Raw genomic sequence first — 11921 nt, forward strand, 5'->3', positions numbered from 1 at the left:
TGAGGTTGTCTGTTGCTTTCCGGAAGTATATTTCAACAGCTTTCGGAGGGAAATAGTGCACTTTGGACCCTTGAAAAAACGTCTCGACGTTTTCATGAAAACACTTCGGCCTTTGTGTTGAAAGACTTCGGGCTTTTAAAAAAACGTTTCGGCCTTTTTTTGAGCTTTTCTATAAGATTCCTTTCAGGAAAAATCCGCTTTTCTCCGACCGGATCCTGATCGGGAAAAAGCGGATGAGAGGGGATGAAAAAAAGTTTTCTGACAGACTAGAATGCCCGGAAACGTTTGTCTGTCCATTTGCAGGTTCCCATACATTCCATTTCAATCAGCCATCCCGGACGGCATACCGGGGCCAGAACAGTCACTCTGGGCATGTTCGGGAAACGGGCGTTAAACAGACGTTCCACCGTCTGATAGTCTCCCGGATCCCGCAGATAGACAATCATCTGTCCGATATCATCATAATTCATTCCGGCTTCTTTCAACAGAGCCTCTACGTTTTCCCACATGCGTTCCGTTTGCTGTCTGATGTCTCCTGCATGGACTATCTGTCCGCGGTTGTCGATGCTGGCCGTACCGGAAATAAACACTTGCCGGCGGTCACCGTAGTCTACATACGTGCCTCGTTCGAAGCTGACCCCATATTCATAGGTCCGGTTCAGGTGAGTGGAGGCATACAGGTGATGTACCTGTTCGGGAACGAGCCCGGTCACGGCATATGTATCCAGTTGGACGCACAGGGAAGGATCGGCATTCCGTCCGGCAATTCCCGTACTGGCAATGAAGTGGGTGTCGCGGGTCAGGCCTTGATGGAGAAAAACCTCGTTGCGGGCTTTCACCACACCGGCATAGTTGACATCAATGTTCTGTACGAAAAACCAGGTGCGGATACAGTTATCGGCCAGCCGGCCGCCGTTGTCTTCCAGAGCGGTTGCATAGTCTTCCAGCAACCGGCGGGTCTGTTCATGCGAGTCTGTGCCCGGACGGCAGGCACTTCCTCCCCAAAGATGAACATATCCATTGTGTTCAATTCCGGTCAGCCCCTCCAGAAAAGAGCGGGGAGTAACCTGCGTCTGCAGGTAAACCCATAGGGCGATTTTGGTTCCGTCGAGAGGAGGCTGCTCAATGATGGAACAGGCACAGGGTGGAAAATCCGCCAGAGCTTCGGTCAGCAGCCCACTCTGGTTGGCGGCATCACTCAGAAAGAATCGGAGGAACACCGGGCGTGCACCGGGAAGTTGTCCTTCCGTCAGCTCACGGAGGGCCGTCAGTATGTTGTCCCGCTGTTCGCAGAAGGACAGCATCGGCTGGATTATACGGATCACGGCATGATGCTCATCGACACCTCCCTCGAAGCAGAGGCTTCGGATATCAGTCCGGGTATTTTGAGTCAGTTTATGCATACAGGTTGTATTCGTTAGGTGTTAGATGGAGACTGTTTCAGTCAGCCTGCTGCGTAGCTGTACATGCTTTCCGGCAGGAAGTTGTGTGGAAAGGATGCTCAGAAACACAACGGTTGCAAAGATATGAAAGAATATCGGTTTTTGAAATGCCGGAAGAAAAATAGAAAGTAACAAAGTTCGGATTGAGCTTGTTTCTGTGAAAGGAATATACTAAATTCGTATTATCAATTAATATAAAAGCGTATGAAGTCTTCTGTAAGTTATGCTGTCATGAGCAGCATCTGTGCGTTGATCGTTGGGCTTTTGCTGATCTTGTGGCCCGATGTCGCAGTAAATTATCTGGTAATAACCATTGGAGTTTTGTTTTTGTTGCCGGGCATTTATGGATTGTTTTCCTATTTTGCGCAGGCCAAGAAACGGGAGCGGGCCAACCTGCATGTGTCATTTCCGGTGATTGCATTGGGAAGTACTCTTCTGGGATTATGGCTGGTCATCATGCCTGAGTTCTTTGTAAGCATTCTGATGTATGTATTGGGCGTTCTGCTGGTGCTCGGAGGGCTGAATCAGATCTTGAACTTTGTTTCTGTCCGCAAGTATATGCCGGTACCTCTGGGAGTATATATTGTGCCGACTTTGGTACTGATTACCGGTATTGTTGTGCTGATGAATCCTTTTCAGGCAGCAACGGTTCCTTTTATCGTATTGGGCGTTTCGTCGATGGTTTATGCCCTGTCTGATCTGTTCCGCCTGATCCGGTATCGGAGAAAATATGCTCAGGACATTACGGATGTCACTCCTTTATAAATAATAGAAAAAGCAAGTACCGCATCTCAGGAATTGCGGTACTGCTTAGGCGACATGCCTGTATAGCGTTTGAAGTATTTTCCGAAGAATGAGATATCCGGGAAATTCAGGGAATAAGCGATTTCCTGAATGGTCATTTCGGTGGAACGGAGTTTGGCCTGCGCGTCGTGGATGATGAACGACGAGATGATGTCTGTCAGTGTTTTTCCCGTTATTTTCTTGATGGTTGTACTGAGATGCTGGGGAGACAGGTGCATCTTTTCGGCATAGAATGAGATGTTTCGCTCTGTCTTGTAATATTGTACAACCATTCTCACCAGTTCTTTGGCAATTTCCTGATTGCGGTTATACCGTACCTGAGTGATGTTCTTGTTTTCTTTATATACGTTGCTCAGGAACATGATGATCTGTGTGTACGACAGATGAATCTGCTGTTGTGGCGTTTCCTCTTTATTCAGGTCCAGAATGCGGATCAGCATCATGAAATAATCATGAAACAGTTTTCCCACTTTCTTGCTCAGATCCACAACCGGATGTTCGAATATATAAGGAGTATATTCGATGGTATGTGAGAACAGGGTAGATCCGTAAATGAGTTCCTTGGAATAAGCAACAAAAATGAAGCGGCAGTCCGAACTCTGTTCCTTTATCTGTAAAAACATGTTCGGTGCAACAATGGCAAGGGAGTTTTCTTTCAGCTGATATTGGGTTAAGTGAATGGTCAGGGTACAGGTTCCTCGTGTGCACAGCAGGAAGATAAATCCTGGAGCCTGTAAAGGAAGACTGAATAATTGCTTGATATTCCCGATAAGGTCGATACCGGCTATTATATCTGTATTGGCAGGTATCTGGTCAAATTTCTCTATTCGTTTCATTCGTTTTGCTTTTTCGTTTAAGTATTTGGAGAGCAGAATGATGTTTCCCCAAATGCTTCGATTGCAAAGTAAACGAATAAACAGGAACTTTGCAATAGTTCTGGTAAATTTAGTGCGAGGGGTTTTGAAACAAAAAAACATCGGAAGGCTGATGTTTCAGACTGAAGAGTCGTACAGAGCCTTCCGATGTTTAAGCTATGGAAGAATTACTTTTGTTTCCGGGCATCTGCTTCTTTCAGCATTTCCTTGACGGCTGCCTCCAGTTGCTCGTCTTCTCCTTTCAGTTGTTTTTCCGGAGAATTGTATACTTCGATATCGGGTTGTAATTCCTGGTTCTCATGATATTGTCCGCGCATATCCATGCAGCCGACCTGCGGAACTCCGAATATGATAGTCGGGTCGATCTGGCTTTCCCACCATACGGCCGTCATGGTTCCCGGTACGGGAGCACCGACCAGCTTGCCGACCTTCAGTTCCTTGTATACCCATGGGAATCCGTGAGCATTACTGTAGTTGTCTTCGCAGACCATGACACAGGATGGTTTCAGCCACTTGTTGAACGGGTCGCTTCCGATGTATTGTCCGCGCGGAACGAAGCGCTGATATTCCTTTCCGTTCAGGAGGGTTACCAGGTCATCATGCAGCCAGCCACCGCCATTGTGACGTGTATCTACGATGACAGCTTCTTTGATGCGGTTCTTTTCGCCCAGCAGTTCGCTGTATACAGTGCGGAAGCTGGGACTGTCCATTCCTTTGACATGTACATAAGCAATACGGCCGTTGGACAGTTTGTCTACCAGCTGGCGGTTTCTTTCTACCCATCTCTTGTAGAGCAGGTCTTCCTGCTGTCCGTAGCTGATTGCCTTGACCGTTACATCGAAGCGTTTTCCGTTTGACGGATTATATACGGAGAGACGAACCGGTTTTCCGGCTTTTCCTTCCAGTAACGGATAATAGTCTGCTCCTTTGAGTATTTTCTGTCCGTCAATTTCTTCGATAATGCATCCGGTTGTAACATCCGTTTTCTTCACGGCAAACGGGCCCTTGGCGATGATTTCCTTGATCTTCAGTCCGTCTCCGTCATACGTATTGTCATAGAATACGCCCAGACAGGCGGTCTGCAGGGTAGCTCCCGGTCCGTAATAACGCGCTCCTGTGTGTGAAGCATTTAATTCTCCCAGTAATTCACTCAGCATTTCCTGGAAGTCGTAGTTGTTGTTGATGTAGGGCAGGAAGCGTGCATAACTTTCACGGTATCCTTTCCAGTCTACACCTTGCAGGTCGGTTACATAGAATTTGTCCTGTACCTGTTGCCAGATATGTTCGAACATATATTTTCGTTCGTCGTACGGACGGTAGTTGAAAATAGCTTCGAATGAAACCGGTTTGGTTTCTCCCTTTTCAATTTCTACCTTTTTAATGCCTCCGCCACTGCAAAGGAAAAGATTCTTTCCTTCTTTGTCGGGTACCAGTGCGCCATAGCCGATACCTTTCAGTGCGATCTTGGTCTTATTTTCTTTCAAGTCATGTTCCCACAAATCGAATCCGCCCTCGAAAGCAGCCTGATAATAAAGCTTGTCGCCTTTCGGAGTAAGGAAAGCATCTCCCAGCCGGGATGAATTTACTGTCAGGCGGATGACGCGGTCACGACAGTTTTCCAGGTCGAAGACCAAAGGCTTGACATCTTCATCCTTGTCTTTGTCCTTCTTGTCGTTTTTCTTTTTGCTGTCCTTCTTTTCAGTTTCCTTTTTCTTTTCTTCGTCCGCTTTTTCCGATTCCTCCAGCAAGGCGAGTTCTTCTTTGTTCATACGGAAACGTTCGTAAGCTTCCAGATCGAAGAACATGATATATACATCACTTTCTGCTCCCCAGCTTCCGTGACTGCGGTAACCGGCGCGGTCGCTTTCCCAGATCATGGCTTTTCCGCCAAGTACCCATTTGGCATTACCGTCGGAATATCCGCTTTGAGTCAGGTTGTGAATTTCGCCGTTTCCGGAAGCATTGACCAGAGCCACATCGCTGTTGTTCCATCCTCCATTGCCGATATAGCCGGAAAGCAGCCAGCGGCTGTCGGGACTCCACTCAAACCATTGGTCTCCGTCGGTGTAGGAATATTCATATTTGCCGTCCATGGCCGTACGGACAGATTTGTCCTTTAGATTCAGAATTCGCAGTGTTGTACGGTTTTCAAGGAAGGCAATTTCTTTTCCGTCGGGACTGTACTGAGGCTGGAAAGAAGCTGCTGTCGAATTGGTCAGCCGTTCTTCCTTGATTTCGTTGGCATAGGTGAAAAGTTTATCATCCTTGTTGGTCAAAGAACTCTGGTAAACCTGCCACAAGCCTTCCCGTTCTGATGAATAGGCCAGGCTTCTTCCGTCGGGAGCAAAAGAAAGGTTCCGTTCCTGTTCCGGAGTGTTGGTGATTTGTTTGGTTGTATTGTATTCAACAGAAGTTACAAAAACATCTCCGTGCAGGATGAAAGCAACTTCCTTTCCGCTAGGTGAAACTGCAATTTCCGTCGCACCGCTGGTTCTGACCTGACGGATGAGATCTTTATCGTTCTTGTCGGCAACAATGCTGATTTCTACTTTATGAGGTTTCTCTCCTTCTTTTACGGTATAGATTTCTCCATCATATCCGTAGCATAACATTCCGTTGGAAGCAGCACTCAGGAAACGTACCGGATGTTTGGTGTGCTGCGTCAGTTGCTTCTCATTGCTTCCGTCAAGATTTCTTTTGAAAACATTGAAGGAGCCTTTGGATTCGCTCAGGTAATAGAACGACTGGCTGTCGGCACTCCAGATCGGAGTACGGTCTTCTCCTCTGAATGAAGTCAGTTTCCGGTAAGTCTTTTCGTTTCCGTTTAGCTGACACATCCAGATATCCCGTGTGATGGATGAGGTATGATGCTTTCTCCAGGCATCTTCGTATCCTTTCCGGTCGTGGTACAATAAGGATTTTCCGTCTTTGCTGAAGCTGATGTCTTCCATTGGCAGAGAAGAGAATAATGTCGGCCGGCCTCCTTCTGTGCTGATTTCATAAACCTGGGGGAACTGTCCGCTGGGGAAAGTCATATCCGCAGCATCAGGCATAAGAGATGACAGATATAAAATGTGTTCAGCATCTTTAAAGGTAACAGGGAATTCGTTGGCAGAATGAGTGGTCAGCCGTTGGGGAGTACCTCCTTCTTTATCTATAATGTAAATGTCCATGCTTCCCTGACGGTTGGAGGCGAAAGCAATTTTTTTGCTGTCCGGACTCCATATCGGGTGTGTGTCATGGGCTGCATTAGTTGTCAGCTGAGTGGCTTTACCTCCATTGGCAGGGACGGTATAGATGTCTCCTTTATAGCAGAAGGCAATTGTTTGTCCGTCGGGAGAGATCGCACAATATCTCATCCACAAAGGATTGTCCTGTGCGTTTGCCGTGAGGACAAACGTAAGGGCAGCGATTGTAAGTAGTCTTTTTTTCATGTATGTATTGAATAATGTGTAAATTTAATATTTCTTGTTTCGTGAGAAGAAGCCACGGACTCTTCGCAAGATTTTCAGTCCGGTCATCAGGCCATCGTAAGCAGCGATACCGGCATTGATGTGCTGCATCATGTTGTCCATCTGGTTCTTGCTCTTTTGAGGCGCGAACAGTTCCTGAGTAAGATTCTGAATACGGGCTTTGGAGCGGAGAATTTCTTCTTTTTTCTCAGCCCGACGTTGGGCAATTGATTCTACGCTGTAATAGGGAGGTTGGGGTATATTGTTCTGTTCATTCATAATCGTGGTCATTTATGGGAGTCTTCAAGGAACAGCCGGGCCAGGAAGTTGACCATAGGCTGGAATATAAGTTTTCTACGCATAAGATAAATTCCTATGGCGGCAATCAGAATAACGGCGCCGATGACGGCATAACTGGCAATTATGCTTCCTACGACTGGAACCAGGGCATATACCAGCATGAATGAGAAATAGTAAAGTGCCATAGCTCCTAATATGATCAGTGCAAGAATTAAGATGAGAGTGGAAAGCAGGATTGTCAGTTTCTCTACCAGATCGAGCTTTATATATTGTCCCTGAAGTTCGATATGCTTTTTTATTTCTTTAAATAAAGCCTCCAGATTATCTATGCTTTTGTCGTTTGCAAACATATGGGGATTTGAATTTGGTTAATATAAGTAGACACAGATAACACAGATCAGAAATCTGTGGAATCTGTGTCTAGGAGTTGAACGCAATAGAGGCTCTCTGCCTCTGTGTTTCAAGCAAATTATTCAGCATCCTTAACTTCGGCTGCAATCTGGTCAACCAGATCTTCCATTTCAGCGCGATTCAGTCTGATTCCTTTTTTGCGCAAAACTTCTGCGATTTTTCTACGAGTGTCTTCACCTCTTTCCGGTGCAAACAAAATACCTGCTGCTGCTCCTAAAGTAACTCCACCTAAAAATGCAGCTACAATACTTAATGCTTTCATAATTTTTTGTTTTAAAAGTTACTACATCGCAAATCTAGCAAATATCCTGAATATGTAGTTCATTTTGTTATAAAATTTATTTGAAAAGTTGATTTTGCTTTATTATTAACAGATTTTAAGAGGTGTGCATAGTTTATATTGCTATTTTTGCATGTCTGTTTTACGAGAAAAAGATTTATATATAATACAAGGAATAAACAATAAAAAATTAAGTGATATGAAGAAAGTAGTTGTTTTAGGTATGGGATTGTGCGTCGCACTGGCGTTCTCTTCCTGTAAATCAAGTGAAAGTGCTTATAAGAAAGCCTATGAAAAAGCCAAACAACAGGAATTGGCTGAAGCAGCAGAACCGGCTGAACCTGCAGTGGTAGAACCTGCACCTGTTGTGGAAGTTGCTCCGACTCCTGCACCTGTTGCTCCTGTCCGTGAAGAAAAAGTTGAATTGGTTTCTGGTAACGGTTTGAAAGCATTCAGCGTAATTTGCGGTAGCTTTGGCGTTAAAGCAAATGCTGATGGTCTGAAAGCTAAGCTGGATAACGACGGTTACAATGCCAAGGTTGTCTATAATGCTGAAAAGAATATGTATCGTGTTGCCGTAGAATCTTTCGATACTCGTGAAGAAGCTGTCCGTGCAAGAGATGCATTCAAGGCTAAATACCCCAACCGTGAAGATTTCCAGGGTGCATGGCTTCTTTACCGGGTATATTAATCGGATAAACTGGTCTGTATGGCCACTTTAATTTTATATTCAAAGCGATAGTAAACATACTATCGCTTTTTTTTTATACCTTTGCTGCCTGTTAAATGAAAGGAAAGTTGTAAAATATGAATTTGAAACATTTTGTGGCCATGTTTTTGGCTTTGTCAACATTGTCTGTTGGAGCTCAGGAAAGGGTGGTTCCCATTAAATATGGTGATATGGAACAATGGGTCACTCGAAGAATAGAAGAGTCTGGTATTATCGGTGGTAAAACGAAACTGCTATATGAGCTCGGTCCGACAAAAGAAATCAATGGAAATATTGCATATGTGAATCAGGGCGGATCTCCCTGGGGAAATTCAAACGTCATGGCCAAGGTAGTCGGAATCGTCAAGACGAATACAAGCGTGTATCCGGAGAAACGTGGAAATGGTCAGTGTGCCCGGCTGGAGACACATATCGAAAGTGTTAAGGTTCTGGGTATGGTGAATATAACTGTTCTGGCTTCAGGTTCCATGTTCCTGGGAGATATGAAGGAGCCTATAACCGGTACAAAAGACGGAGAGAAGAACTTGAACTCCGGTGTTGCTTTTACGGAACGTCCGAAAGCCGTACGCTATGACTATAAGGTGAAGATGTCCGGCGAGCCGAACCGCATCCGTCAGACGGGCTTCAGTCGTAAAGAAACTGTCCCCGGACAAGATTGTGCAATTATGACTTGCCTGCTTCAGAAACGTACGGAGGATGCCAATGGTAATATCATTGCAAAGCGTGTCGGTACGGCTGCCGTTGCTTATAAGCGTACATCTGACTGGAACAATGGTGCCACTTATGAAATTATGTATGGAGATATCACGAAAAGTGATAAATATAATCCTGAACTGATGAAACTGGGAGTAGGGGGCTATTATGCCCGGAACAGTAAAGGAGAGAGTAAACTGATTCAGGAAGTCGGCTGGGCTTCTCCGGATGAGCAGCCTACACATTTGATCTTGCAGTTTACTTCAAGTATCGGCGGAGCTTTTGTCGGTTCTCCGGGAAACACACTGTGGATTGACAATGTTTGTTTAGTATATTGATCAGGCCTTTGGCTTGAGAAGAGGCAAGGATTGAATAGAGATCACCGATAATATTTATTAAAATCGGTATGACTCTGTTCGTTCCTTGCCTTTTGTGTGTTGTGTTAAAGAATTAATTTGTATTTTTGCTGCCAAGTATGAGTAGAATAATAGCAATAGATTACGGAAGAAAGCGCACAGGCATCGCTGTAACGGACCCCATGCAGATTATTGCAAATGGGTTGACAACTGTGCCCACTCATCAGTTGATGGATTTTCTTTTGAAGTACGTGACTCAGGAATCTGTGGAGCGGATCATCGTCGGGCATCCGAAGCAGATGAACAATGAAGATTCGGAAAATATGAAAAATATCATTCCCTTTATCAATCAGCTGAAGAAGAAGCTGCCCAAGATTCCGGTAGAACTGGTTGATGAACGCTTTACTTCTGTGCTGGCTCATCAGGCAATGCTGGCAGGAGGTCTGAAGAAAAAGGACCGTCAGAACAAGGCTCTGGTAGACGAGATCAGTGCTACGATTATTTTACAATCCTATCTGGAAGGGAAAAGAAATATGTGTAATTATTAAAATAAAACAACAAACTGATTATGATTTTACCTATTTATGTATATGGTCAGCCTGTATTGCGTCAGGAGGCTGAAGACATTACTCCGGATTATCCGAACCTGAAAGAACTGATTCAAAATATGTTTGAAACTATGGACCGGGCTGACGGTGTCGGACTGGCTGCTCCTCAGGTGGGACTTCCCATTCGTGTCGTTGTGGTGAACCTGGACGTTCTTTCGGATGATATGCCGGAATTCAAGGACTTTAAAAGAGTTTATATCAATCCTCATATCCTGGAAACAGGTGATGAAATGGTTTCCATGGAAGAAGGCTGTCTGAGTCTGCCGGGCATTCATGAAAGTGTAAAACGTCCGGACCGTATTCATGTTACTTATCTGGATGAAAACATGACCGCTCATGATGAATGGGTTGAAGGGTATCTGGCTCGTGTAATGCAGCATGAGTTTGATCATTTGGATGGAACAATGTTTATTGATCATCTTTCAAGTCTGAGAAAACAGATGATCCGAGGCAAGCTGAATAACATGGTAAATGGCAAAGCCCGCTGCGGTTATAAGGTGAAAACAGTCAAATGATCAAGAAACTTCTATACCTATTATATATAGGTGTACTTGTCCCGGTTACGGCATTTGCCCAGATTAATACGGATCGGGTGATGACTATCGGAAAGAACGCTCTTTATTTTGAAGATTACGTTCTTTCGATCCAGTATTTTAATCAGGTAATCAATGCGAAACCATATCTGGCTGATCCTTATTTCTATCGGGGACTGGCGAAAATGAATCTGGATGACTATCCGGGTGCCGAACGTGACTGCTCTGAAGCACTTGAACGGAATCCGTTCGTCGTAAATGCTTATCAGGTGAGAGGTATCTCCCGGATTCGCCAGAAGAATTATAAAGGTGCTATTGAAGACTATCAAAGGGCCTTGAAACTGGATCCTGAGAACATAAGCCTGTGGCATAATCTGGTTTTGTGCCGTATGCAGGAGAAAGATTATACGACAGCTCAGGCAGAACTGGATACGATTATCCGTATCTCTCCGCGTTATACGGATGCTTATCTGATGCGCGTGGAGAATTCGCTGAAGCTGAAAGATACGCTGCAAGCCATGAACGATGCGGACCGGGCCATAGAAATGGACCGTTACAATCCCGATACATGGTCTTCAAGAGGTATGTTGTTTATGATGCGCTCCAAATATAAGGATGCGGAGTCGGATCTGACGGAAGCCATCCGGCTTTCTTTGCGAAATGCCGGAGCCTATATTAATCGTGCCCTGGCCCGTTACTATCAGAATAACCTGAGAGGAGCAATGTCCGATTATGATCTGGCTTTGGATATCGACCGGAATAATTTCATCGGCCATTACAACCGTGGTTTGCTGCGTGCACAGGTCGGGGATGACAACCGGGCTATTGAGGATTTCGATTTTGTCCTGAGTGTTGAACCGGATAATATGATGGCGGTATTTAACCGGGGCTTGTTGCGTGATAAGACAGGTGACTTCCGGGGAGCAATCAGTGACTATTCAACCGTGCTGGCTGAGTATCCTGATTTCCTGGCCGGTTATCAGTACCGTTCGCAGGCCCGGCGCAAGACTGGAGATCTGAAAGGTGCAGAGGAAGACGAATTTAAGGTGTTGAAAGCCCAGCTGGATATTCAGAATGGGAAAAAGCCTTCGACTGCTTCCAATGAAAAGACCCGCAAGAAGTCCGATAAGAACATGAACAATTATCGGAAAATCATGGTTGCCGATAATGACTCCAATGAGGATAAATACAAGACCGATTATCGCGGACGCGTACAGGATAAGGATGTGAATATTCTGCCTCAGCCGATGTTTGCATTGTCCTATTACGAACGGATTGATGATGTCAGGCGCCAGGTTAATTTCTTTAAGGCGGTTGACGATCTGAACAACCGTCAGGTATTGCCGCATCGTCTGCTGATCACGAACAATGAAACGTCTCTGACGGAAGAACAGGTGAAACAGCACTTTGCGTCCATCGATACCCGGACGGCGGAAA

12 protein-coding genes are annotated in these 11921 nt (G+C 45.2%); 6 read left to right on the top strand and 6 right to left on the bottom strand.

Annotated features, from left to right (window positions below; genetic code table 11):
• Positions 1-266: 266 nt before the first annotated feature.
• Positions 267-1403, bottom strand: a complete 1137-nt coding sequence (locus tag BACCOPRO_RS02000) for a Rid family hydrolase (protein ID WP_008140423.1) — start codon at positions 1401-1403, stop codon at positions 267-269.
• 243 nt (positions 1404-1646) lie between these two features.
• On the opposite strand from BACCOPRO_RS02000, the gene BACCOPRO_RS02005 reads away from it, so the two are divergent.
• Positions 1647-2207, top strand: coding sequence for an HdeD family acid-resistance protein (locus BACCOPRO_RS02005; RefSeq protein WP_008140424.1), 561 nt, complete (start codon positions 1647-1649; stop codon positions 2205-2207).
• A 26-nt stretch (positions 2208-2233) separates the two neighbouring features.
• Here BACCOPRO_RS02005 and BACCOPRO_RS02010 read toward each other — a convergent pair whose 3' ends face one another.
• The 5 genes from BACCOPRO_RS02010 to BACCOPRO_RS02030 form a co-directional block, all read right to left on the bottom strand.
• Complete coding sequence (locus BACCOPRO_RS02010) at positions 2234-3082, bottom strand: helix-turn-helix domain-containing protein (protein ID WP_040311058.1); 849 nt, start codon at positions 3080-3082, stop codon at positions 2234-2236.
• A 206-nt stretch (positions 3083-3288) separates the two neighbouring features.
• Complete coding sequence (locus tag BACCOPRO_RS02015; RefSeq protein ID WP_008140426.1) at positions 3289-6555, bottom strand: S41 family peptidase; 3267 nt, start codon at positions 6553-6555, stop codon at positions 3289-3291.
• Positions 6556-6579: 24 nt separating this feature from the next.
• Positions 6580-6852: a hypothetical protein gene (locus BACCOPRO_RS02020; protein WP_022277223.1), complete on the bottom strand. Its 273-nt coding sequence runs from the start codon at positions 6850-6852 to the stop codon at positions 6580-6582.
• Positions 6853-6860: 8 nt separating this feature from the next.
• A complete protein-coding gene (locus tag BACCOPRO_RS02025) occupies positions 6861-7223 on the bottom strand; it encodes a phage holin family protein (RefSeq protein ID WP_008140428.1) in 363 nt (120 codons plus the stop codon).
• A 119-nt stretch (positions 7224-7342) separates the two neighbouring features.
• Complete coding sequence (locus BACCOPRO_RS02030; RefSeq protein WP_008140429.1) at positions 7343-7546, bottom strand: YtxH domain-containing protein; 204 nt, start codon at positions 7544-7546, stop codon at positions 7343-7345.
• Positions 7547-7763: 217 nt separating this feature from the next.
• Between BACCOPRO_RS02030 and BACCOPRO_RS02035 the strand changes: the two genes are divergently transcribed.
• The 5 genes from BACCOPRO_RS02035 to BACCOPRO_RS02055 all read left to right on the top strand — a co-directional run.
• Entirely contained in the window at positions 7764-8255 is a 492-nt protein-coding gene (locus BACCOPRO_RS02035) for an SPOR domain-containing protein (RefSeq protein ID WP_022277423.1), read from the top strand.
• A 116-nt stretch (positions 8256-8371) separates the two neighbouring features.
• Positions 8372-9325 (top strand): PCMD domain-containing protein, encoded by a 954-nt coding sequence (locus BACCOPRO_RS02040; RefSeq protein ID WP_008140431.1) that lies wholly within the window; start codon positions 8372-8374, stop codon positions 9323-9325.
• A 137-nt stretch (positions 9326-9462) separates the two neighbouring features.
• On the top strand, positions 9463-9891 hold the full coding sequence (gene ruvX / locus BACCOPRO_RS02045) for a Holliday junction resolvase RuvX (protein ID WP_008140432.1): 429 nt from the start codon (positions 9463-9465) through the stop codon (positions 9889-9891).
• Positions 9892-9911: 20 nt separating this feature from the next.
• A complete protein-coding gene (def, locus tag BACCOPRO_RS02050) occupies positions 9912-10466 on the top strand; it encodes a peptide deformylase (RefSeq protein ID WP_008140434.1) in 555 nt (184 codons plus the stop codon).
• Positions 10463-11921, top strand: a 1459-nt coding sequence (locus BACCOPRO_RS02055) for a tetratricopeptide repeat protein (RefSeq protein WP_008140436.1), incomplete at its 3' end; no start/stop codon positions are given. The genes def and BACCOPRO_RS02055, both read left to right, overlap by 4 nt.

Source organism: Phocaeicola coprophilus DSM 18228 = JCM 13818, from assembly GCF_000157915.1.
Taxonomy (GTDB): domain Bacteria; phylum Bacteroidota; class Bacteroidia; order Bacteroidales; family Bacteroidaceae; genus Phocaeicola; species Phocaeicola coprophilus.